Here is a 22,623-nt window from a genome sequence, read left to right on the forward strand (position 1 = left end):
TCTCCATTTCTCCCGTTAGGGAAAATTGTGTTATGGAAACCATGTCGTCTTCCCTATCGGTTTCCCCAACCCATCCGGGAAGACGGAAGACAGGCGGGAAATCTTTGTGGGTAGGGACAAGAAGCCAGCTAAACGCTGTTCCTTGGAGGGCCGGACGACTCGCGCCGCCCGGCAGAGCATCAGACTCGGCGTCTGCGCGCCAACAGCCATGCCGCACCGGCGAGCATCAGCACGCCGCCGCCCGCAAGCATGATGTTTCGCGAGGTCGTGTCGCCACCGGTCAGCGGCAATGCGGTCACACTGGTGAACGTGTTGGTGAAGGTGATTGGCTTTTCCGCGGCAAGGGTCGAAGGTCCAGACTCGTCAATCTGCGTGCCATCATCATCACGAATCTGTCTAGGCAAGAAGTTCACGCTAAAACCTGATTCGAAAAGATCGGTCTTGACAACGGTGACCTTGAGTTCGTATTCAGCCTTGGAGTACTGCATACCAGCGGCATCCCCGTCCTCTTCGGCCATCATGTAGGTGAATTCGTGGTTTCCATCGTGGATGGGATACGTAGTGACGAACATGAGGCCCATGTCACAATAGGAATCGACGCCATTCGAGGCCGACACGCAATGGTCTGTGTCGTAGGGAAGCGTGACATCCCATGTCGTATCGTCAATTTCTCGAACCTCACCATAGTCGCTGTAGGGTTCGGGAATCGGCGTCCCATCATTAGGGGCGGATTCGGCGTACGTGATGCGGAACGTGAACGAGTCACCTTCCTGCCAGTCCCTACCCGAGATATATTTACGGACCATCTGCCCACCAGCGCCAGTCGTAGGCGAATTGACGAACACCGCGGTTTCCTCGACGCTGTTATCGCCGGCACCTGCATCGTTCTTCGTTCTTGTGTACGTGTAAGTGACTTCTCCCTGCTCGTCGACATGAATCACAACCCGGTATTCAGCCTTCGAATAGACGAGACCAGTCACGTCGCCCTGCTGTTCCTTAACGGTGTACGTGTAATCGCCGGCCTTGCCATATGGAAGCGGAATCGCATCGAACGAGTCGGTTTGTTTGGTCTTGCCATCCATGTTGATGTTCAGAGTGAGTGACGAGACCTTGTTCCCATCCTCACCGGCGGGCATGGGCGCGCCGTTCACGGGTTCGAGCGTGAATGTGAACGACGAACCGGCGAAGTCGGAACGCCCATCCAGGTCCTTGGTGACCTGGATGACCGCCGGGACGGACGGCGCCTGGATGACCGGATGCGGGTAGTCCACGGATTCGTTCTCATCATTCGCGACGTATGTAAACGTGGCATTTGTATTCGAGTAGAAACCCTGTTGCTCAGAGGATGTGTGATTGCCTTCCGCGTCGGTATCGGAGTCGCCTGTATGCGGGTACGACTTCTCGTGCTGCGCGTAGTACGTGTAGGCGGCTGCGGTGGGTTCAATCTGATAGGTGAGTGTGTACGTCCAGTCTTTAGTCAACTGATAGTTGTCGGGGAATTCAAGTGTGACGACCGGATGCTCGTTGTCCTCATACGTGCCCGCAGGATGGTACGTGTAGGTAAGAGTGTTTTCGGCGGTTGCCGCGGTCTCCTGGAACATGAACTTGCCGCTTATGGAGCCGTCAGCCAACTTAACCAGCGATGAGGGAGAAATGACCTCGATATTTCCACCGTTGGCGTCGGTGATGGTCACGGTGGGCACAGTCTCCGGCTTGACGACCTGTGCGTACTCGCTCAGCTGATCGACGATCATCGCGTCGCGGACATCGGGGCCGGCGATTTGTTCGGCGATGTCCTTGAAATACGCAACGAGCTCATCCACATTGCCGCTCTTGGTCGACGAGGATTCCACGCCTTTCGGCGCGGAGGCGGCGAACTGACTGAGGAACGTATCGCCGACGTCGGAACCGACGCCGACCGCGTAGAACCGGTCGCCGCTCTTCAAATGAAGTTCCTCGAGGGCGTCTTTGGCTTGCTTGGCGGCATACTTATCCTTCTCCGACTCTGAACCACCTTTTTTCCGCGGGTAGTTGGGTTCGCCATCGGTGACGAACACCACCACCGTCTGCACAGAATCCGCATCCGCACCCTCAACCTTTTCATGGGCCGGCTTGTCGCCAAGCAAATCATTCACAGCTTCGAGCGCATCGACGTAGTTCGTGCCCGAGGCAAATGTGCTGAACTCCGACGTGGGAAGGTTATAGCCGGATTCCAAACTCTTCCAATCCGTGGTCTTAGCGGATTCTTCCTGCCCGGCGAATTGAACAAGCGCGGTCTTGACGTCGACGTTCGATGAGGCGATCAGCATATCGTTCAGCGCTTTAATCGCCTGCTTGGCCGCATTGAACCGGTCGTACGAATATCGGTAAAGCGGTTCCTCCCTGGCTTTACACAGCTCGGTCATCGTCTCCACGGTGCCACCGCGCACGCCAGCGCACAGGCTATCGCCCTTCGGATTCGGGGCGTTATCACCCTCACCCTTCTCCCTATCGGGATAATCGCCGTCCATCTTCCACATCATGCTGTAGGTCTCGTCGAGCACGTAGATGACGTTCACGGGCTTCACGTCCTTGCCGGTCACACCCGTCACGTCCAAGCTCAGGTCGTATGTCCCGTTTTTGTTGTCCTTCACGTATTTATGGACCGCGGGTGTCGTCGTATCGGCCGCGGTTTCACCGGACGTCCGCACGGACGCATCGTCAATTCGGTTGCCATCCTGGTCATCGGCAAGGGCCGTCGCGGTCAGGCCGCCGACCGCGATCATAGCGAACGCCGCCACAGCAGCGATCAGCCTAGAACGGATACCCCCCCCCCTAAGCAAATTCTTCTGCCTCATATTCGTCCCTTCCGTCTCGTGGTCCCTCGGCCGACACCACGGAGTGCCGTCCGACATGAGTCGTATGGATACGAAGCTACCCCCGTAACTCCCCGAACCCCCTAATACGCATACCCCCTAACAATCCCCTTACATATCCGTGGAACACATTGTGTAAGTAGGGCTTCCGGCCCTCAACTCACCACCAACTCCGCCCCGTATCCCAGCGCTTCCAAATCCCCGTACCGTCTCCCGAACCACCCACCGCCGCGCCCGCAACGCCGTCGCCCCGCCCGGCGCCGGAGCCGCGCCCGCACCCGCGCACGCCCGCGTACGCATACCCCCCGCCCTGCAATAACAACAGGGCCGATGCCTCTCACAAGACACCGGCCCCGATACAGCATCATGGCATCACGCCGGCCATCCGACCGGCGCGGCACCCGCTACTCGCCCCCGCGCACCGCCCGTCCGGAGGCGAAGCGGTCCAGCGCGCCGGTCAGCGCGATGGCCCGGTACAGGTACCAGCTCATCACGCCGGCGATGAGCACGCCGCCGACGATCTCGCTGACCATGTGGATGATGCCGCGCGGGCTGAGGAACGCCACGCCCTGATAACGGAACAGCATCAGGTACACGCCGTATTCGAGCGCCACCAGCGCGCCCGACAGCATGCTCATCGGCAGGCTGAACCTCCGGTAGCGGGTCAGCGCGAACGGGATCTCCGCGAACACGCCCTGCAGGATCGCGGACGCGAACACGAACCCGAACGAGAACTGGTTGCCCAGCAGCATCTCGGCCGCCGATCCGACCACGTTGACGTACGCGGCCGCGCCGGGCTTGCGCAGGATCAGCAGCGCAAGCGTGCCGGAGAAGTACCAGAACGGGTGCAGCACGCTGGCCACGCCCGGCAGGATGGCCCCCAGGATCGGGGAGACCCACGAGTAGGCGAAGTTGAATCCCCAGAACACCAGGCCGCAGGCCACGCCGAGCGCCGCGCCGACCGCGATGTCGGCCGCGCGCCAGCGCAGCCTCGCCGAGCCGCCGCGGCTCCCGCCGGATGCCGGGCCGCTAGGCGAAGAGGAGGGAGACGAAAGAGTGGATGATGCTTCGGCGACGTTCCTGACGTCGTCGTTCGCCGGCGATGCCGGCCGGTTCGAGGCGCGTTCGGCCATGGGAGGCTCCTTATCCCGATCGGGCTGCACACAGCTGTGGCGCGGTCGCCCGCGGGCGCTCCTTGACCTGTGCAGCTCGGGCGGGAACGCCACGGGCCACTCTAGCAGCAGACGACGCCCCGGCATACCGCGCCGTTATCGCCCATGGCGATAACCCGTTATCGGCCGGCCGCAGCGCGCACGCACGCCCCGCCCCCCGTACGCCGCCGCGACGCCTTGGCGACGTTCACCGGGCGGTCCCGCCGCCCCGCGCACCGTACGAACCGGCGGCGCCGACGGCCCGCGGCCAGCGTCGCCGCAGCAGCCCGGCACGGCCGGCGGATCCGCGGCAGACCGCAAAGACGGCCGCCCCGCCGCCGCGCTCACTCGCCGACGAACTCCAGCGGATGCTCGACGAACCGGTGCAGCCCGACGGCCGCGGCGCCCAGCAGCGCCGGCCGCGCGGTGACGCCGGAGAGCAGCACGCGCGCGCGGATCTCGGGATAGCCGAGCACCTGCCGCTGCAGCATGCTCTGCATGCGCGCCGCCAGGTCGGATTCGAAGCGCGACCACAGCCCGCCGAGGATCACCGTGTCGATGTCGCAGATGTTGATCGCCGACGCCATCACCGAGACCATCGCCTCGATGGCCTTGTCCACCACCGCGACGGCCTTCGCGTCGCCGGCGCCGTAGCGTCCGATCAGCTCGTCGATGGCCTCGCGCCGGGCGGCCGCGTTCCCGCTGGCGATGCCCGCCGCCTCGACCATCGCGCGCCGCCCCGCGTACACCTCCAGGCAGCCGCGCCGCCCGCACCGGCACACCGGGCCGCGCATCTCCACCGAGGCGTGGCCGAGCTCGCCGCCGAAGCCGTGGTCGCCCACCACGACCCGGCCGCCGCGCACGATCGCGCCGCCGATGCCCACGTCGGTCGACATGTAGAGGAACGAGTCGGACGGTCCCACGATCCCTTCGCCGCGCCGGCGCGAGGCGTATCCGGGGATCTGGGCGAGCGCGGCCATGTTCGCCTCGTTGCCGGCGACCGCGTCGAGCCGGCTGACCACCGGGAAGCGCTTGAGGTCGAGCCGCTCCCAGCCGAGGTTGCGCGCCATCAGCAGGCGCATGTCGTCGGTGACCAGGCCGGGCAGCGCCAGCCCCGCGCCCACGATCCGGCAGCCGCGCTCCCGCAGCACGGACTCCTGGTCGAGCGCGAGCTCGTTGAGCCGGGCGAAGATGTCGTCGGCGTCCGCGTCCGACATGTCGGCGTCGACCCACCGCTCGGCGGCGACGGTGCCGTCCAGGTCGAGCACGACGACGCCGTAGCCGTCGGTGTTGATCTGCAGCCCGATGCCGCAGAACCGCCCGCCGCGGATGTCCAGCGGCGTGCTGGGGCGGCCGTACGTGGACTGCACGCTGGGCGTGCCCTCCTCCACCACGCCGTTGTCGACGAGCATCGAGACCAGCAGCGACATCGTGGCCTTGGTCAGCCCGGTCCGTTTGGCCAGGTCGGCGCGGCTCATCGACGATTCCGCGCGCAGCAGCGTCCCCACGACCACCGACAGGTTGTGGTTGCGCAGGTCGTCCTGGTTGATTCTCCGCAGTCCCGCCATGATGTTCCACTCTCCTTGCCGCCGCGGCGTGTCGGCGTGTGTCGTCGAACCGGTTCGGCGCAGGCGGCCGCCACAGTGCGCCGCCATGGCCGCCCCTATTTAGTTAAACCATATTCCGAATTTAGTTCAACCATTTGTCTACTTCCATGGTACATGGCATTTCATAGTTCATTCGTCTAACTATTTAGGTATGCTGGTGTCGACGACAGCATTCGCCCCGCCCCGGCGGCGGCACGTTGCAAGGAGGCACAATGAGCAGAGTATTGGTGGCCGGCGTGGACACGTCGACGCAGTCGACCAAGGTCCGCGTCACCGACGCCGCGACCGGCGAGCTCGTACGGTTCGGCCAGGCCAGGCACCCCGACGGCACCAGCGTGGATCCCGAGGCCTGGTGGAGCGCGTTCCGCGACGCCGCCGCGCAGGCCGGCGGGCTCGACGACGTCGCCGCGCTGTCGGTCGGCGGCCAGCAGCACGGCATGGTGCTGCTCGACCGCCGCGGCCGCGTGCTGCGCGACGCTCTGCTGTGGAACGACACCCGTTCGGCGCCGAACGCCGACGCCCTGATCGCCCGGCTCGGCGACGACGCCGACCCCGCCGTCGCCGCCCTCGGCATCGGCTCCGAGGGCCTGTCCGACGACCCGACGCTGCGCGGCCGGCAGCGCTGGGTCAAGGCCGTCGGATCCTCCCCCGTCGCCTCGCTGACCGTCACCAAGGTCGCCTGGGTCGCCGAGCACGAGCCGGACGTCGCCGCGCGCATCGCCGCCGTCTGCCTGCCGCACGACTGGCTGAGCTGGCGCATCGCCGGCCACGGCCCGCTGCCGGACGACGCCGACGACGAGCAGTGCCGCGCCAACCTCGAGGCCCTGTTCACCGACCGCTCCGACGCCTCCGGCACCGGATACTTCGACGCGACCGCCAACGTGTACCGCCGCGACCTGCTGGCCCTGGCCCTGGGGCGCGACGAGGCCGACGCCGCCGGCATCGTGCTGCCGCGCGTGCTCGGGCCCGCCGGCACCGGCGCGACCGCCGACCCCGCGATCGCCGGCGGCGCGGTCGAGGGCGGCTGCATCATCGGCCCCGGCGGCGGCGACAACGCGATGGCCTCGCTGGGCCTGAGCATGGGCGTGGGCGACGTGAGCATCTCGCTGGGCACCTCCGGCGTGGCCGCGGCCGTCTCCCCCGTGCCCGCCTACGACATGACCGCCTCCGTCACCGGATTCGCCGACTGCACCGGCCACTGGCTGCCGCTCGCCTGCACGATCAACGGGTCGCGCATCTGCGACGCCGGCTGCGCGGCGCTGGGCGTCGACTACGACGGTCTCGCCGAACTGGCGGCGCAGGCCGAGCCGGGCGCCGGCGGCATCACGCTGATCCCGTACTTCGACGGCGAGCGCACCCCGAACCGCCCGGACGCGACGGCCGCGCTGCACGGCATGACGCTGAGGAACACGACGAAGGCGAACATCGCGCGCGCGTTCGTCGAAGGGCTGCTGTGCTCGCAGCGCGACTGCCTCGAGCTCGTGCGCGGCCTGGGCGCCGAGGTCCGCCGCGTCCTGCTGATCGGCGGCGGCGCGAAGTCGGCGGCCGTGCGCGCCCTGGCCCCCGCGATCCTGGGCATGGACGTGGAACTGCCGGAGACCGACGAATACGTGGCGATCGGCGCGGCGCGACAGGCCGCGTGGGTGCTGTCCGGCGAGGCCGAGCCGCCCGCGTGGCCGGTCAGGGTCGAGGCCACGCTGACCGGCGAGGCGACCCCGCAGGTGTACGAGCAGTACGTGCGCCGGCGCGGCTGATTGCGCGGCGCGTAGGGCCGGCGCAGGGGCGACGCACGACTGACGCATGACTGACACAGAACCGGGCGTGGGGCTGATGCGGGCGCAGGGGCGACATGAAAGACACCCTGACCATGACCCGCGCCCAGGTGGGGCTGACGCGGGCGCAGGGGCGACGCATGGTTGATGCGGAACCGGCGCACAGCCGACGCGCCGCTGGTACACAGCTGTTGCACAGCTGGCGCACGGTGCGTGTACCAGCTCCGGCATGCCACGCGCGGCATCGCGTCCGGCGTGCCGGGCTGATACACACCCAATGCACAATGTGCGGATGGGCATATTCGCGGACGAGGTTGTAGACGCGCCCGCCCGTTGCCAATACACAATGTGCGGATGGGTATATCTGCGTTAGCTGTAGCGGATTCCGGGGTCTGCGGACACCCAACTGGACTACGTGAGGCGGCCTGGGGCCGGCACCCCGAGTATGTTTGGCGGTATTCCGCCGCATGTACTCGGGGTGACGGCCCCAGGCCGCCTCACCTAATGCATATAGGTGTCCGCAAGGAGCCGAATCCACTACACGTAATCGACATGCCCCGCCAAAACTGGCATCCGCCGGCCGGACGCATCGCGGCGGCGGCTTCGGCGGCGCCCCGCCGCCCGTTCGGCCGACCCGAGCCGCATTACGACAATGGTCTCCGCAGCGCCCCACCCGGGATGAACGTCCACCAGCCGAACTCACCACGGCAATGGCGCCCGGCAGTGCCATCCCCGGATGGGCATCTGCGGGCACCTCCGATGTCAAGAACACTCAGGATCATTCCATGTTCGGAACCGCCGTTCGGTTTCTTCGGAAAGCCCAAGCGGACGGCCTTGGATGAATATCCGTGAAGATCCCACCATCATCCGACCAGACAGCATGACCGGCATCGCCACCGGACATGGGCACTCCTCCGGCGAATCGTCCTCGGCCAAATTCCAAGCGCACCGTACCACGCCGTGGTACGCAATCCTTTTTGCTCGGTTCCAACCGCACCGTACCGTACCATGGTACGGTACGGAATCAAAAACCCTGATATTCCGCCATTCCCAATCGGCCACCGTACCGTACCACGGTACGAAACCCCTCTGAGGCGATTTTGAACGCACAGTACCGTACCGCGGAACGGGCATTCCCGAAACGATTTGCGGCAGACGGCACCGCCATCATGGTCGCTTCAGCCGGCCCGTCCGGACCGACTGAGTTGATTGCCACAGCCGCTCTGATTGTCCAATCAGCCCGGTCACTTAACCGGCCCGCCCGCTCAATCAACCCGGTCACCAGGTCATCCCGGTCACCCGACCGGCCCAATCATTCAAACAGCTTAGTCACCCAGCCAACCCGTTCGCTCGACCGGCCCAGTCATTCAAACGGCCCGGTCATCCGACCAGCGCAGTCACCCGACTGCCCGGCCAGCCCTTCCGCTCAACCAGCCCAGTCGTCCAATAAGTCCGCCCACTCGACCAGCACAGTCACCTAGCCAGTCCGACCACTCGACCAGCTCGGTCACCGACCAACCCGGCCACCCGGCCAACCAGCCAGCCCGGTCACTCAACCAACCCAGTCACCCGACCGATCTGGCCACCCAGTCACCCGACCAGTCCGGTCACCTAGCCGACCCACCCGGTCAACCGGCCCGACCGCCCCAGCGAGTCCCAGCCCGCCCGATCACTCAGGCTCGACCTCGGCGAACGCCGGGTCGGCGTCGGGCAGGGCGCGGATCACGCGGCAGGGGTTGCCCACCGCGATCGAGTCGGCGGGGATGTCGCCGACGACGACCGAACCGGCGCCGATGATCGAGTTGTCGCCGATGCTGGCGCCCGGGCAGATGGTCACGTTGGCGCCCAGCCACACGTTCGACCCGATGCGCACCGGGATCGTGTGCTCCCATCCGTCGAGACGCGCCTCGGCGTCGAGCGCGTGGTTCGGCGTGCAGATCGTGCAGCGCGGGCCGATCAGGCAGTCGTGGCCAATCTCGATGTACCCGCCGCCCACGATCAGGAAGTCCTTGTTGATGAACGTGCGCTCGCCGATGCTCAGCCCGATGCCGTAGTCCAGGTTGATCGGCGGTCGGAACTCGACCCCCTCGCCGGCGCCCGGCACCAGCTCGCGGAACAGGCGCTGCGCCTCGTCCGGCTCGTCGAAGAAGATCCGGTTGATGCGCGCGCACGTCGACTGCGCCTGCCACGTCAGGTCGGGAAGCGAGCGCGACTTGCGGTATTGCATCGGCCGCCCCTCGAACAGGCGGCGGACGTCCTCGTCGGTTTCCAGCAGGGTCTTGAGATCAGCGGCCATCATTGCTCCATCCATGCTTCGTCGGTGACATGTTCATCTCTACCGGTTCGGGCGGACCGTTCGACGGCCAGGCCGATGGCGTGGTCGTGGATGCCCGCCGCCAGCGGATAGACCGCCGGCCCCTCGCCGCGCGCGTAGCGCCCCATCGCGGTCAGATGGTCGGCGACGGCCAGGTCGTCCTCCGACAGACGCGAGCCGGGGCACGGGTTGCGCCAGACGATCTCGCCGTCGAAGCTGGCCGTCGCCGTCTCGTTGCCCTCCAGGTTCATGTCGCGCCCCAGCCGGCGGTACATGATGCGCGAGGGGACGGGCGCGCCGTCCTTCCACCGCGTCACCGCGTCGTCCACGATCTCGCCGAGGCTGCCGCGCACGGTCACGCGCCGCGCCAGCAGCGGATTCCACCACTGGTTCTCGACGAAGTCGTACAGCCCGTATCGCCCGTCGCCGAAGTCGATGGTGGCGATATGCGTCGTCAGCGGCCTGGGCCGCGGCCGCTCCTCCCACCCGTCGAAACGCAGCGGGTCGAGCATCGGGGCCGTGAACGAGCGTGCGTTCACCGTCGCCGGGGCCAGCCCGATGCCCAGATAGCCGCGGATCAGCGCGGCCGCATGGTACAGATGCGTCGAGGCGATCTCCACCGAGTTCGGGGCGCCGATCGCGCCGGAACGCACCACGGCGAGGCGTGCGGCGTGGCCGGGCATGCGGTGGTACTGCTCCCCCACCTGCACCAGTCCGGCCCTCGGCGCCAGACGGTCCCACAGGCCGCGCAGGCCGTCCAGGTCCGGGGCGGGCGGCGTCTCGCAGTACACGTGATGCCCGCGTTCGGCGAGCTCGGCGGCCAGTCCCGGCGTGGCCGGCCAGGAGACCGCCACGACCGCGAAGTCGGGCCGCAGCGCGTCCACGACCGAGGCGTCGGTGGTGACGCGCACGCCGTAGTCGCGCGCGATCGCGTCGAGCCGGTCCCCGTGGCGGCCGACGACCGCCGACACGTCGAGCATGTCGGGCACGGCCCGGGCCACGCGGCACAGGAACCTGCCGCGCCATCCATCGCCGAAGACCACCATCGTATAGGGTCGAGTCATCGTTGACCTCCTTGTGTTCGTCTGTCCGGTGCGATCCCGCCGCACCATCGGTTCGGCCCGGCGCCCGTCCGCCCGCGCCGGCGGTCAGGTCGCCAGGAACCCGCCGTCGGCCACCAGCTCGGCGCCGGTAACGTACGAGGCCGCGTCGCCGGCCAGGAACACCGCCGCGGCGGCGACCTCCTCCGGACACCCGACGCGGCCCATCGCGGACATGCCCTCGATGGCGCGCCGCCGGTCCGGGTCGCCGTGGATGAACAGGTCGAACCCGTCGGTGTCGGTGGGGCCAGGGCTGACGGCGTTCACGCGGATGCCGCGCGGGCCGAGCTCGGCCGCGAACGTCCTGGCGAACGAGCGGACCGCGGCCTTCGCGGCGTTGTAGACCACCGACCCCGTCCCGCCCTGCCGCCCGGCGATCGAGGCGAACAGCACCACGGCCGATCCCGGCTCCATGAACGGCAGCATGCGCTGCACGGTGAAGAACGCGCTTTTGACGTTGAGGGCCATGACCAGGTCGAAGTCGGATTCGTCCGACGCGGACACGGTGGTGTCCGGGCCGCCGCCGACCACCGGGAACACCGCGCGCACCGGACGGCCCAGACCGGCCACCGTCCCGGCGAGCCGGCCGATGTCGGACAGCCGCGTCATGTCGCCTTCGACGACGGTCAGTCCGGGCCGGTCCGCCAGGTCGTCGAGGCCGCGGCGGGTCCGGCTGACCGCCACCACGTCCGCGCCCTCGTCGAGCAGGCGGAGGACCACCGCGCGCCCGATGCCGCGCCCGGCGCCGGTGACCACGCACAGCCGGCCGCGCAGGCCGCTCGCCCCATGCGTCCCGGCCATGTCAGAACCCCACCGGCTCGACGCACGAGGCCAGGATCGCGCGGGCGTCGTCGCGGGTGATGCGCCGGTACGAGCCGCCGGCCTCGCCGGCATGGTCGGCCAGCGCGTCGAGGGTGGCCGGGTCGCTCGGCACGCCCGCCTCGGCGAGCGTCAGCGGCGCGCCGACGCGGCGCAGGAAGTCCACGTAGCGTTCGATGCCCTCCTGCGCCAGCACGCGCGCGGACTTGCCGGTCGCGTCCACGCCCCACACGTTGACCGCCCACCGGGCGAAGCGCGCGGTGGCCTCCGGGCTGGCGTCGTACACGTAGCGCATCCAGTGCGGGTGGACGATGGCCAGGCCGGCGCCGTGCGGGATGTCGAAGTACGCGGAGATCGCGTGCTCGATGCCGTGCGTAACCCAGTCCTCGTCCTTGCCGCGCGAGATGACGCGGTTGAGGGCGAGCGTCGAGTCCCACATCGCGTTACTGCGGGCCTCGTAGTCGCGCGGGTCGCGCCGGCACGCGCGCCACGAGCGCAGGATGTGCCGCTGGATCGCCTCGGCCATCTCGTCGGAGAGGTTGTCGTCGTCGGGCAGCGAGAGGTACTGCTCGCAGGTGTGGCAGAACATGTCGACGAACCCGTAGGTGGTCTGCTCGTCCGGCAGCGTGAGCAGGTAGCTCGGGTCGAGCACCGAGAAGCGCGGGGTCAGCGGGAACGACACGTAGCCGAGCTTGCGGTTGCGCTCGGGGTTGGTGAGCACGGCGGCGTCGCCCATCTCCGAGCCGGTGGCGGCGGTGGTCAGCACGACGCCGAGCGGCACGAGGCCCTCCGGCGCGGGCCGGCCGGTCTCCACGTAGTCGTCCCACAGGTCCTCGTCCTCGCCGATGCCGGCGCCGAGCGCGATGAACTTGGCGCAGTCGATCGCCGAGCCGCCGCCGACGGCCAGGATCAGCCCCACGCCGTGCTCCCTGACCAGCCGCACGCCCTCGACGACCTTGTCGAGCCGCGGGTTCGGGGTCACGCCGGGCAGCTCGACCACCGTGCTGCCGGCCCGGCGCAGCGCGGCCATGACGTCGTCGTAGGCGCCGTTGCGCTTGATCGAGCCGCCGCCGTACACCAGCAGCACCGGCCCGCGGACGGCCGCCGCCTCGTCGGCGACGTGCGCGGCCTGCCCCTTGCCGAAGTAGATCTTGACGGGATTGTGGAATATGAAGTTCTGCATGGATGCTCCTTGCCGGCGGACGCCGGGTCGTGGGGGGGTTGCTGGGTGGGTTGTGGATGGCGCGGGCGCCGTGCGGGCCGCGCTCGCGCGCCGGTGCGACGCCGCCGGTGGCGCCGCCGGCGGGCGCGGCGGCGGTGCCGGTACGGTGCGCTGTGGACAGGATAGCGGCGTTGCGGCGCCGGGGCGAACGCCACGGGGGCATCGGGGTGCGGCGCGCGGTCGAGGCCCGCCCGACCGCCCCCGGCTAGGCGGCCGGGATGGGCAGGGCGAACGGCGGAACCGGCAGCCCGTTCGCGCCGCACAGCAGGCCGCGGTCCGGCGCGTTGCGCCAGGCGTACCGGACGGACGCCGGGCGCCGCCACGGCACGGCGATCGCCACCGTGTCGCCGTCCACGCGGGCCGGGACCGGTGAGACGGAGCCGTCCTCCCAGACCAGCGCGAACTCGCCGGGGTCGGCGCCGTCCATCGTGCCCAGCCCCGGGGCTCCGGTGCCGTCGTCGAAGCGGATGACGAGGCGGCCGTCGGACAGCCGCACGTCGGTCGGCTCAGGCGGGCGCGGCGCGTCGGCCTCGCCGTAGACCAGCCGGCGGGCCGCGTCGAACAGCCGCTCTGCGACCAGACGCTTGTTCCACGGGTGCAGGTCGTTCCAGTCGCCCGCGTCGAGCGTGACCGCGGTGACCAGGTCGTCGACCTCGCGCTGCGCCAGCCACTGGTGGCGGCGCACCAGCGGCCATCCGCCGTCCTCAACGCCGTCGATCGAGAAGCCCGGCAGCTGCACGACCAGGAACGGCAGGCGGTCCTGGCCCCACGCCGCGCGCCAGCAGCCGACCATCGCCCGCAGCATGCGGCCGTAGTCGTCCGCGGCGTCGCCGGTGTTGGACTCGCCCTGGTACCACAGCACGGCGCGCGCGGCGTATCCGGCGCATGGCGCGGTCATGCCGTTGTACAGCCCGAGCGGCTTCCAGCGCACGAAGTCCTCGCCGGGGCAGTCCGTGTCTGCACGCGCGCCGATGGAGTAGGTCCAGGTGCCGTCGAGATCGTAGGAGTCGTCCCCTATATCGAGGTGCATGTGCTTGCCCGGCGTCATGCGGCCCGTGCCGTGTTCGACGACCAGATGCACGTCGATCTCGTTGCGTCCGGCCTTCAGCACGCCTTCGGGCACCATGTAGTCGCGGGAGAGGTACTGGTGCTCGGATTGGCCGACCCTGACCCCGTTGACCGAGGTTTCGTCGGAGTCGACCATGGCGCCGAGGTGCAGCGCCGCCGGCCGTCCGGCCGCGTAGGCCGGCAGCGTGACCGTGCGGCGCAGATGGATCACGCCGCGGAATCCGTCCAGCCGCGGATCGGCGTCCTTCAGGAACGAGGGAAGATCGAGCGCGCCGTGGTCCAGGCCCTCCCGGCCAGCTTCGGTCTCCCGGACCCGCAGGTCCTCGTACCAGCGGTTCATCGCGGCGATGCTCCGCTCGCTGCGGGCGCGGGCCACCTCGTCGTCGCGGTAGGGTTCCAGATCGGCGAGCGCCTTCGGCCACGCGGCGAGCGTCTGCTCGTCCATCCACGATTCGATCGGCGAGCCGCCGAGCGTGATGTTGAGCAGGCCGACCGGCACATCGAGCCACTGCCGGATCATCCGTCCGAAGAAATAGCCGACGCCGGTGAACTCGTCAAGCGTGTCAGGCGCCGCGCCGACCCAGCGGACCGGTTCGTCGAAGTCGCGGCGGGGTCCGTGGAAGTCGAACCGGACGGGAACCTTGCAGTGGCGCAGCAGCGGATCGGGTTCGCGCGTGAACTCGGACGGGTACCGCCAGCGCAGGAACTCCATCTGGTATTCCATGTTCGACTGGCCCGCGCAGACGAACACCTCGCCCACGTAGACGTCGTGCGCGATCACCGGTTCGGCGTCGCCATCGACCCGCATCTCCAGCCGGTAGGGGCCTCCAGGCTCCAGCGGACCCAGCCGCACGGCCCAGTCGCCATCGTCCTTGACCACGGCGTCGGACGATTGATCGGCGATGGTAACCCGCACCCGCGAACAAGGCCTTCCGGTTCCCCAAATGCTCAACGGGGCGCCAGACTGCAACACTCCCCCTTCGCCGAACAGCGGCGAAAGCGTTACTGTCCCCTGTCCCTCGTTCATCATCATCGTTCCTCCCACTCTTCCTTGCATCATCGGCACTCCCGGGAAGCACCGCTATTATTGAAGGGTCATTCCATAGGCTTGCACCATCAATGCCATGGCCTATGGAATGACCGGAATTGAGTGCTTACGCTCTCAGCTTGTGCACCCGCTTGCGGTCTTGTCGTCCGGCCTTGCAGGGGCCGAGACGATTCGGCGTGCTGGCGGGTGTACAAGTCTCATCGACGCCGAGCGATGACCAGCCCGCATCCAGCAGCAACCAGCAGCAACGCCACCACGGCGGCTCCGATGACCGCGGAACCGGTCTGCGGCATCTTGTCGCCGTTGTCGTCAGCGTCGTCGGAAGGCATGTCGGTATCCTCCGGGGTTTCCTCGTCGACGGGCTTCTCGACACTCCCGCCGGGCGTTTCCTCGTCGCTCGGAGTCTCGGTATCCCCGCCGGGCGTTTCCTCGCCGCTCGGAGTCTCGGTTTCGGAAGTATCGGCCAGCAGACGCAGCACACCCCAGTGAGTTGCGGTCTGATAGCCGGCGCCCGTCGGATCGGCCCAGTTGCGGATGCCGATTCGGGCGCCGTTCTTCGCGTCGTTGATCTGGAAGTCGACGCCTTCAAAGGTGCCGGCCTCAGCCGTTCCCAGATCGATGGCCATCTCGACGACGTAGCCGTCGTCAACAATCTTGCCAGCGGTCTGGACCATGGACTTCTGGACATCCTCCGACGCGCCGGAACCGAAGCTCAGCTCCGCGCCATCGGCGGACACGCGAATCTGCTGGATGTCGTTGGTGTACCGACCGCTCTTGGTGTTGCCGCGATCGATGTACACCTCAACGGAGTCCTTCTCCCAGGGATTCGAGTTGGTCAAATCGATGTCCGCGTCGGTCACTTCCATAAGGACATACAGCTTGCCGTCCGACCACAGGGTCTTGGCGGTAGCGGTCGCCTCAGGGGAAGGCGTGGCAGCGGTCACCTTATCCACGGGAACCTCGTTGGCTTCCTCCCAGACGGGATCCGACGGATCGGCGTCAACGACCGGAGCCTGGGCGTCGGCGGGAACCTTCACGGCCTCCGTGTAGCTCAGCGGCTCCGCCAGCGTGACGGCGCCGGTGTCGTTCGTGCTCCACGCGCTGGTCTCCGCGGTGGCGGAGTCCGTCGCGATGACGTTCATCTCGACGATGTCCTTCTCGGCACCGGTGTACGGGATGTCAGCCACGACCTCGTATCCCGTATCGGACGGAACGACGTTGGCCTGCACGCCCTCGCCGTCGGTCACACCGTTGCGGCCGATCACATACTCGGCGTCGCCCACATGCACGGTGACGGTGTCGTCATCCGCTGCGCTGGCATCGGCGACATCCGCGTAGACGACCAGTGATCCGTCCTTCCAATACACATTGAACAAGCCGGAGACGGCACCGTTTGCGGACGGGGTCATCTCGACCAGCGGAAGGCGTTCCCACGGAGAGGACGCGCCGGCCTCGGCCACGGTGCCAGGAAGCGCCGAGTCGATGCTCACGGCGTCATCCTTGAATGCGTCCATGCTCTTCAACGGTTCGGGAAGGTTGGCGCTGTCGCCGATATAGCCGATGTACGCCGGCTTCTTCTCCAGGCTGTCATTGAACAGCAGCGGAGCACCCTCGTCATTGCGCCAGGACAGTCCGTCGGTCAGGCCCCACACCGTAACGGAGAACAGCTGCGCCGCGTGACGGTGGATAATCTGGTTGACTTCGTAGTAGTACTGGCCTTGTTCGATGAGCTTGGCCTGCGTGACCGGGGTTCCGGTCGTCACATCCAGCTCGGTGATGGCCTGCTTCTTGTTGAACCGTTCCATGTCGGTCAGCGCGGCCTCCAGATTCGACGTCGCCGTAGTCAACGCCACATGGAACTGGTGGCCGATGCCGTCGAACGGCACGCCTTCGTCGACCATGCGGCCCAGCAGGGCCGTATACCGAGTGCGCTTGCCTGACTGTTCGGTGCTGTAGTCGTTGATGAACAACGTCACCGGATGCTCGACCGAGGGATCGGCATATACATCATTCAGGTAGAGGTTCGCGTTCTCGAACGCGTCGTAGATGTAGTCCTCGCCGCCGTAGGTCTGGTACCACAGCGAGTTGCGCATGCCGTTGGTGTCCGGATCGTCGGTGTCGTTCACGGTTTCGTTGACGACGTCGAACGCCACGACGGGATTCGTGGCGCTGCCGAACAAGCCGAATTCATTGGAAATCGCCTTGGCGACGTTTTCGATGTGCCGACGCTGGCGCTCCTGCATCGTGGCCTTGTCTGCCAGCGGGCAGCTGGTGGCGCCGGCGGTCTCATTGGTGTCCACGCACCATTCGTCCGCCTGGAAGAACCAGTCGGGCGTCTGGGAATGCCACACCAGAACGTGGCCGTAGATCCGGATGCCATTGTCGCTGGCGAACTTCAGCAGATTCCGGGTGTCATCGGACATGCGGAAGTTATGGTTGTCGTCATACCAGCCTTCCGGCTTCATCGAGTTTTCCGGAGTGATCTGGTTGAAGTTGGCAAGCACCGTATCCCGCTGTTCCTGGCTATTGAGACCGCTATAGGTTTCAGTAGCCACACCGGCGGCGATGCCCAAGGCGTTGTACTCGCCCTTGATGCCACCGGAGTAGTCGCCTTCCGCGGCGGTAGCCGACGGAGCGAAAGCCAACGGCACCAGCATGGCTGCCGCCGCGATTGCGGCCGCGATGCCGCGACGCATGGACGCCCCACGTTCATCGGTTGTTTTGAACAATGTATTCATTGCTTTCCTCACTGATTATGGCGTATTCCTTGCATGGCCCGCATATCGGGTCATACGGCTCGGCGGTCGCTCTGCCCCGAACCCGTTCGTTCGCACCCCCCCTTCCCACTTGTCTCCCGCTGACGCATTGGCACGTCAGCCCTGTTCCGAACCCATCGAACGGAGCGGATCAGCAACCGACGGGCTCAAGACCGTCGCTGCCCTCACCAGGTGCGGTACTCCCCCGCCAGCGCCAGGAACGCGAACGCGTACAGGAAGTTGTCGTAGTAGCGGCGGGTGCCGGTGCGGATCGGGGTGTCCCACAGCAGGCGCACCCAGCGGATCGCGTTGTCGAGCGCGTCCGGCTCCTGCGAGTGCATCGCGGCGAGCGAGCCTTCGGCGGTGGCGGCGATGAAGCCGACCGGGTGCAGCACGGTCTCGTCCACCGGCGTGCCGTCGACCGCGTAGACGCAGGTGCGGTCGTGTTCGAGGAAGAAGCGCTGCAGCCGCGCGTTCGCGTCGCACAGGTCCGGTACAACGCCGTTCCACAGGCAGTCCAGCCCGATGTTGCCGGCGGTGCGGTAGGCGTCGGAGTAGAAGTGCCAGTGGTCGCGCTCGTCGATATGCGGCGTGCCGTCGTAATCCGAGTATTCGGGGTTCATGCCGGTTTCCGGATGGCAGGCGGTGACCAGATACTCGCGGCTCGCCTTGGCGGCCTGCGACCAGAACGGGCGGTCGGTTTCGTCGGCGCGCTGTGCGAACACCTCGTAGAAGTGCGGCAGGTGGTAGGACGGGTCGGTCCATTCGGTTTCCGGGATGAATTTGATCAGATGGTTCTCCGGGTTCCACATCGGGTACCCTTCGCCGTCCTCGCCTTGATGCACGCAGGTGTGCAGAATCGAGCGGGCGTGGCGGGAGTACTCGTATACGCCTTCGCCGTCACCCCACCGCCCGGAGGCCAGGAACAGCGCCATCGCGAAGTACTCCTCGCCGTCGGGGGCCGGGCCGTCGGCGTTCGGCACGCCGCTGGGGTCCACCGACCAGGCGAAGTAGCCCCGGTGCAGGCCTTCGGTCATGAACATGTACTTCATGCCCCAGCCCCACAGCTTGTCGAACACGTCTTTGCGGTCGTACTGCACGGCGAGCATCATCGCGTAGCTCATGCCCTCGGTGCGCACGTCGTGGTTGCCGGTGTCCATCACGTAGCCCAGTCCTTCGTCGTTCTCCCAGTAGATCTTGTCCGGGCCTTCGAACATCTCATACCAGTTGCGTTCCAGACGGGCCTTGATGGCCTCGCGGTTGTAGCCGCACTGTTCGAACAGGCTGGTTTCGGAAGCGTGGTGATCGGTCATCTGTGTTCTCCTTCATGTTCTCGTGGTTCAGTTGGTTGCCGCGCCGCCCCATTGCAGCAACGCGTTGCGTTCGGCGTTCGTGCTCCAGTCGCGGATCATGCGGGTCCGCCGGCCGAGACGCATGGCGTCGTCGCCGAACGGAGCGTACCTTGTCCATTCAGGCAACGGCGTACCGTCCGTGTCAGGACCGTTCGGGTCGCCGGTGGCGGCGAAGTTCGTCCAATAGGCGATCATCCGCCGCGACAGGTCGTAGTGCCATCCGACGAACGGCCGCCAGCAGGTGTCCAGCGTGCCGAACGAGAACCACAGTTCCGACGAGTGGAACGCGCCGGCGTCGTCCCCGGGCATGGTCACGTCGAACCGGTAGTAGTACGGCGCCTTGCGGCCGCTGCGAATCCATTCGGCGATCAGTTTGAGGTTGCCGACCTCGCCCGCGGGAAGCGGGGTGCCGGCGGTGTCGGCCTCCATGAACTCGCCGGTGGTGTTGCCCAGCATGATCTCGACCTCGTTCTGATCCCCGCGTGCGATGGTGCGTGCGAACTGGTCGGTGAGGAAACGCCCGTCCACGCACGGCGTCCAGTTGACCATCATCGGCCAGTCGCCCTCGCGGTCGGATTCGGGAAGCACCGGCAGCGCCTCCGCGGCGGCAAGCAGCTCGGCGGCCGGCACCTGCCGCGCCGCGTCGAGCGAGGGGACGCCCAACGCCGCGAACAGGCGTTCCGCGGTGCGGTGGCCGTCCTCGAAGCTCTGCTGGCGGCGGTTGAACATGCCCAGCCCGGCGCCGGACTGCATGATGGCCCGGCCGAACAGGCCGCGGTTCGTCGGCGAGCAGATCTGCGCCAGCACGCCGCCCGCCCCGGCGGATTGCCCGAAGACGGTGATGTTCTCCGGGTCGCCGCCGAATGCGGCGATGTTCCCGCGCACCCACCGGATGCCGGCGCGCTGGTCGAGCAGGCCGAAGTTCGCGTACGGCTCGCCGTCGCCGCGCGCCAGCGACTCCTCGCGCAGACGGTTGTGGGCGAGGAACCCGAACACGTTGAGCCGGTAGGCGACGGACACCACCACCACGCCGCGGCGGGCCAGGGCCGAGCCGTCGAATTCCTTCTCGGCGGTGCAGCCGGTCTGGTAGGCCCCGCCGTGGATCCACACCATGACCGGCAGCGGCCGGTCCGCGGCCACGCGCGCATCCGGGCCACGGCCGCGCAGGGCCGGGGTCCACACGTTCAGGTACAGGCAGTCCTCGTCGAGCGCGATGGCGGGGTCGGTCCCCCACTCGCGGTCGTAGAACGCGTTGGAGTCGCCCGGCGTGGGCTGCGGGCAGGCCGGCGCGAAGTCGTGCGCGGTCAGCGTGCCCGTCCACGGTTCGGCCGGCCGCGGCGCGCGCCAGCGCAGGTCTCCCACCGGCGGCGCGGCGAACGGGATGCCCCGGAACACGGTGATCTCCGGTTCCGGGGCGGCGATGCCCTCGACCCACCCCAGTGAGGTCCGTACGGTTCGTAGCATGGTCGGCTCCGTTGCTCGTGTGTGGCGTGATGCTGTCGTGATGTCTGGTGCCGCGGGACGGGGCTACGCCGCGCGCCGAGGCAGGACGAACCGGTTCGTCCCCGCCTTCAGCGCCGCGAACGGCCCGGGAGCCGCGGCGGCGGCGCGGCGGGCGCCGAGCAGGTCCGTGTCGAAGGCGATCGGGGTGCCGTCGGGGTGCTCGTACGGCGCCTCGACGATGCGCGGCGTGCCCAGGTCCGCGGTGCCGACGAGCGGCACGCGTACGTCCGCCAGCGCAGCCGGCGCCTGCACGATCACCACCGGGCCGTCGTCGCGCTCCTCCACGGCGATGGTCAGCGCCTCGTCGGTGCGCGCAGCGCCGGGCTCCTGTTCCGCCGCCGGCACGCCGCAGTAGGCGTTGCCGCCGACGTACAACGGCTGGACCGGCGAGGGGTCACCGCCGCCCTGCACGCCTTCGGCCACCGCCTTGTGGATGCTGGCGACGTACCCCTCCATCGAGGTCGGGTAGCCGGCGTAGGCCTCCAGGCCGACCTCGCCGGGGCAATCCTCCCCGCCGTCGGGCCTGGTGAACACGTTGTTGACGTACCGGTCGTCGCCGCCGGAGACGAACGCGCAGCCGGCGACCTCGGTGGTGTGCGGGAAGTGGTACGGCGTGGAGCGGTCCATCACGCGGTGCAGGTCGATGCGTCCGGCGATCAGGTTGTGCACCAGCGCGGTGCCCTGCGCGAACTGCTGGAGCGTGCAGGGCGAGGCGAAGACGTTGTCGTCGAGCAGGCACGGGCCGTGGGTGACCTCGATCATGACGTCGCGCACGTTGTGGTGGAACACGTTCGCGCTCACGCGGGTGCCCTGCGCCTGCCAGTCCAGCCACAGGCCGAGCGAGCAGTCGTGCACGTCGTTGTGGTGGATCTGCGTATCGAGCGCGGCGTGGAACTTGATGCCGGCCACCTCCCAGCCGAAGAACTCGCGCTTGAGGCCGATGTGGTGGCAGTGGTTCCAGGCGACCTCGCTGAACGCGCAGCCCATGTGCCCGACGATGGCGTTCTGCCCGCAGTGGTGGATGGTGTTGCCGACGACCCGGTGGCCGCCGACCACGCCCTTGGCCCAGCCGACGCGCAGCCCCTTGAACACGGCCTCGAGCTGGTACTGGTAGCCGGTCTTGCGTTCGGTGCGGTACCACTCGTTGTCGCCGGTCGAGGCCTCCTTGCCCAGGCAGACCGCCGAGCATTTGGCGTCGTGCAGGACGTTGTCGGCGATGATCCAGCCGCGCGCCCAGTTGGGGCCGACCATGCCGATCTGCGGCGCGGTCGGCGGCGCCCATGGCGTGGCGGCCTGCGCCATCTCGAATCCGATGACGCTGATGTAGTCGATGTGCGTGCGCGAGGGGAAGAAGCAGCTGCGGCGCACGTTGATCTCCACACACTCCTCGTTGGGGTCGGCGCCTTGGAAATTGGCCCGGATGGTGGTGGTCCCGGCGGCCTCGTCGACCTCGCAGTGCCACACGTAACGGGTCTGGTCGGGGTCGTCCACCGGGCGGACGACCTGCAGCGCGTTGTCGGTCAGCGTCGTGCGGATCGGCGGGTCGTCGAGGTCGGCCGGGTCGGTGACCTCGTAGAACGACCGGCCGTTGAGGTAGACGTCGCCCAGGTGCTTCGGCGCGTCGGCGAAACGGTCGGGCGTATTGAGCCAGTCGCCGAAGATCGGCTCGCGATAGGGGTTGAAGTCCCCGAAGAACGCGTTGGGCAGCGTGACCTTCCAGACGTTGCCGCGGTCTCGCTCCCATGTGGTGATGCGCTCGGAACCCTTGATGACGGGGTGCTCCCCATCGGCCGCGCGATAGACGATGCGTTCCAGATCGCTGACGCCGCCGTGGGCGGGATCGACCTGCTCGCGGTAGACGCCGTCGTGGACGATGACGGTGTCGCCGGGGCGGGCCAGCGCGGCGGCCTTCGATATGGTGGCGAACGGGTGGTTGAAATCGCCCGCGGCCAGGTCGTCGCCATCGGGACGGACGTGGAATTCAAAAGCCATGATATTGCATCTCCTTTGATGTCGAGATCGCACCAATGCGGCCAACAAAGTATATGACGTCGCA

At 67.6% G+C, this 22,623-nt stretch carries 13 protein-coding genes; 1 reads left to right on the plus strand and 12 read right to left on the minus strand.

Annotated elements, in window-relative coordinates; all coding sequences use genetic code 11:
• Window positions 1–179: 179 nt before the first annotated feature.
• The 3 genes from KIH73_RS08910 to KIH73_RS08920 form a co-directional block, all read right to left on the minus strand.
• Window positions 180–2,837 carry a DUF7604 domain-containing protein gene (locus tag KIH73_RS08910; protein ID WP_219082677.1) on the minus strand — a complete coding sequence of 886 codons (2,658 nt, stop codon included), beginning with the start codon at window positions 2,835–2,837 and terminating at the stop codon, window positions 180–182.
• Between the two features lie 422 nt (window positions 2,838–3,259).
• Window positions 3,260–3,988, minus strand: a complete 729-nt coding sequence (locus KIH73_RS08915; RefSeq protein ID WP_219082679.1) for an ECF transporter S component — start codon at window positions 3,986–3,988, stop codon at window positions 3,260–3,262.
• A 362-nt stretch (window positions 3,989–4,350) separates the two neighbouring features.
• Entirely contained in the window at window positions 4,351–5,574 is a 1,224-nt protein-coding gene (locus KIH73_RS08920) for an ROK family transcriptional regulator (protein WP_219082681.1), read from the minus strand.
• Between the two features lie 251 nt (window positions 5,575–5,825).
• On the opposite strand from KIH73_RS08920, the gene KIH73_RS08925 reads away from it, so the two are divergent.
• Window positions 5,826–7,367, plus strand: a complete 1,542-nt coding sequence (locus KIH73_RS08925; protein WP_219082682.1) for a xylulokinase — start codon at window positions 5,826–5,828, stop codon at window positions 7,365–7,367.
• Between the two features lie 1,687 nt (window positions 7,368–9,054).
• Here KIH73_RS08925 and KIH73_RS08930 read toward each other — a convergent pair.
• From KIH73_RS08930 to KIH73_RS08970, 9 genes are all read right to left on the minus strand, one after another.
• A complete protein-coding gene (locus tag KIH73_RS08930; protein WP_219082713.1) occupies window positions 9,055–9,681 on the minus strand; it encodes a sugar O-acetyltransferase in 627 nt (208 codons plus the stop codon).
• A complete protein-coding gene (locus tag KIH73_RS08935) occupies window positions 9,681–10,763 on the minus strand; it encodes a Gfo/Idh/MocA family protein (RefSeq protein WP_219082684.1) in 1,083 nt (360 codons plus the stop codon). Before KIH73_RS08935 ends, KIH73_RS08930 begins: the two co-directional genes overlap by 1 nt.
• A gap of 84 nt (window positions 10,764–10,847) precedes the next feature.
• Window positions 10,848–11,600 carry an SDR family NAD(P)-dependent oxidoreductase gene (locus KIH73_RS08940; RefSeq protein ID WP_219082687.1) on the minus strand — a complete coding sequence of 251 codons (753 nt, stop codon included), beginning with the start codon at window positions 11,598–11,600 and terminating at the stop codon, window positions 10,848–10,850.
• 1 nt (window position 11,601) lies between these two features.
• Window positions 11,602–12,801, minus strand: coding sequence for an iron-containing alcohol dehydrogenase (locus KIH73_RS08945; RefSeq protein WP_219082690.1), 1,200 nt, complete (start codon window positions 12,799–12,801; stop codon window positions 11,602–11,604).
• 244 nt (window positions 12,802–13,045) lie between these two features.
• Window positions 13,046–14,788 (minus strand): sialate O-acetylesterase, encoded by a 1,743-nt coding sequence (locus KIH73_RS08950; RefSeq protein ID WP_338023992.1) that lies wholly within the window; start codon window positions 14,786–14,788, stop codon window positions 13,046–13,048.
• A gap of 365 nt (window positions 14,789–15,153) precedes the next feature.
• Window positions 15,154–17,694: an endo-1,4-beta-xylanase gene (locus KIH73_RS08955; RefSeq protein ID WP_219082694.1), complete on the minus strand. Its 2,541-nt coding sequence runs from the start codon at window positions 17,692–17,694 to the stop codon at window positions 15,154–15,156.
• Between the two features lie 203 nt (window positions 17,695–17,897).
• Window positions 17,898–19,025, minus strand: coding sequence for a family 8 glycosyl hydrolase (locus KIH73_RS08960; protein WP_219082697.1), 1,128 nt, complete (start codon window positions 19,023–19,025; stop codon window positions 17,898–17,900).
• 27 nt (window positions 19,026–19,052) lie between these two features.
• Window positions 19,053–20,528, minus strand: coding sequence for a carboxylesterase/lipase family protein (locus tag KIH73_RS08965; RefSeq protein WP_219082700.1), 1,476 nt, complete (start codon window positions 20,526–20,528; stop codon window positions 19,053–19,055).
• A 63-nt stretch (window positions 20,529–20,591) separates the two neighbouring features.
• Complete coding sequence (locus KIH73_RS08970) at window positions 20,592–22,559, minus strand: DUF1565 domain-containing protein (protein ID WP_219082702.1); 1,968 nt, start codon at window positions 22,557–22,559, stop codon at window positions 20,592–20,594.
• Window positions 22,560–22,623 lie beyond the last annotated feature (64 nt).

It is taken from the genome of Bifidobacterium phasiani (genome assembly GCF_019331775.1).
In the GTDB taxonomy this organism is placed as follows: Bacteria; Actinomycetota; Actinomycetes; order Actinomycetales; family Bifidobacteriaceae; genus Bifidobacterium; species Bifidobacterium phasiani.

What these genes read in the sequence shown, in the direction of transcription:
- KIH73_RS08910 (WP_219082677.1), bottom strand. Translation starts at nt 2,837, where the DNA reads ATGAGGCAGAAGAATTTGCTTAGGGGGGGGGGTATCCGTTCTAGGCTG.
- KIH73_RS08915 (WP_219082679.1), bottom strand. Translation starts at nt 3,988, where the DNA reads ATGGCCGAACGCGCCTCGAACCGGCCGGCATCGCCGGCGAACGACGAC.
- KIH73_RS08920 (WP_219082681.1), bottom strand. Translation starts at nt 5,574, where the DNA reads ATGGCGGGACTGCGGAGAATCAACCAGGACGACCTGCGCAACCACAAC.
- KIH73_RS08925 (WP_219082682.1), top strand. Translation starts at nt 5,826, where the DNA reads ATGAGCAGAGTATTGGTGGCCGGCGTGGACACGTCGACGCAGTCGACC.
- KIH73_RS08930 (WP_219082713.1), bottom strand. Translation starts at nt 9,681, where the DNA reads ATGGCCGCTGATCTCAAGACCCTGCTGGAAACCGACGAGGACGTCCGC.
- KIH73_RS08935 (WP_219082684.1), bottom strand. Translation starts at nt 10,763, where the DNA reads ATGACTCGACCCTATACGATGGTGGTCTTCGGCGATGGATGGCGCGGC.
- KIH73_RS08940 (WP_219082687.1), bottom strand. Translation starts at nt 11,600, where the DNA reads ATGGCCGGGACGCATGGGGCGAGCGGCCTGCGCGGCCGGCTGTGCGTG.
- KIH73_RS08945 (WP_219082690.1), bottom strand. Translation starts at nt 12,801, where the DNA reads ATGCAGAACTTCATATTCCACAATCCCGTCAAGATCTACTTCGGCAAG.
- KIH73_RS08955 (WP_219082694.1), bottom strand. Translation starts at nt 17,694, where the DNA reads ATGAATACATTGTTCAAAACAACCGATGAACGTGGGGCGTCCATGCGT.
- KIH73_RS08960 (WP_219082697.1), bottom strand. Translation starts at nt 19,025, where the DNA reads ATGACCGATCACCACGCTTCCGAAACCAGCCTGTTCGAACAGTGCGGC.
- KIH73_RS08965 (WP_219082700.1), bottom strand. Translation starts at nt 20,528, where the DNA reads ATGCTACGAACCGTACGGACCTCACTGGGGTGGGTCGAGGGCATCGCC.
- KIH73_RS08970 (WP_219082702.1), bottom strand. Translation starts at nt 22,559, where the DNA reads ATGGCTTTTGAATTCCACGTCCGTCCCGATGGCGACGACCTGGCCGCG.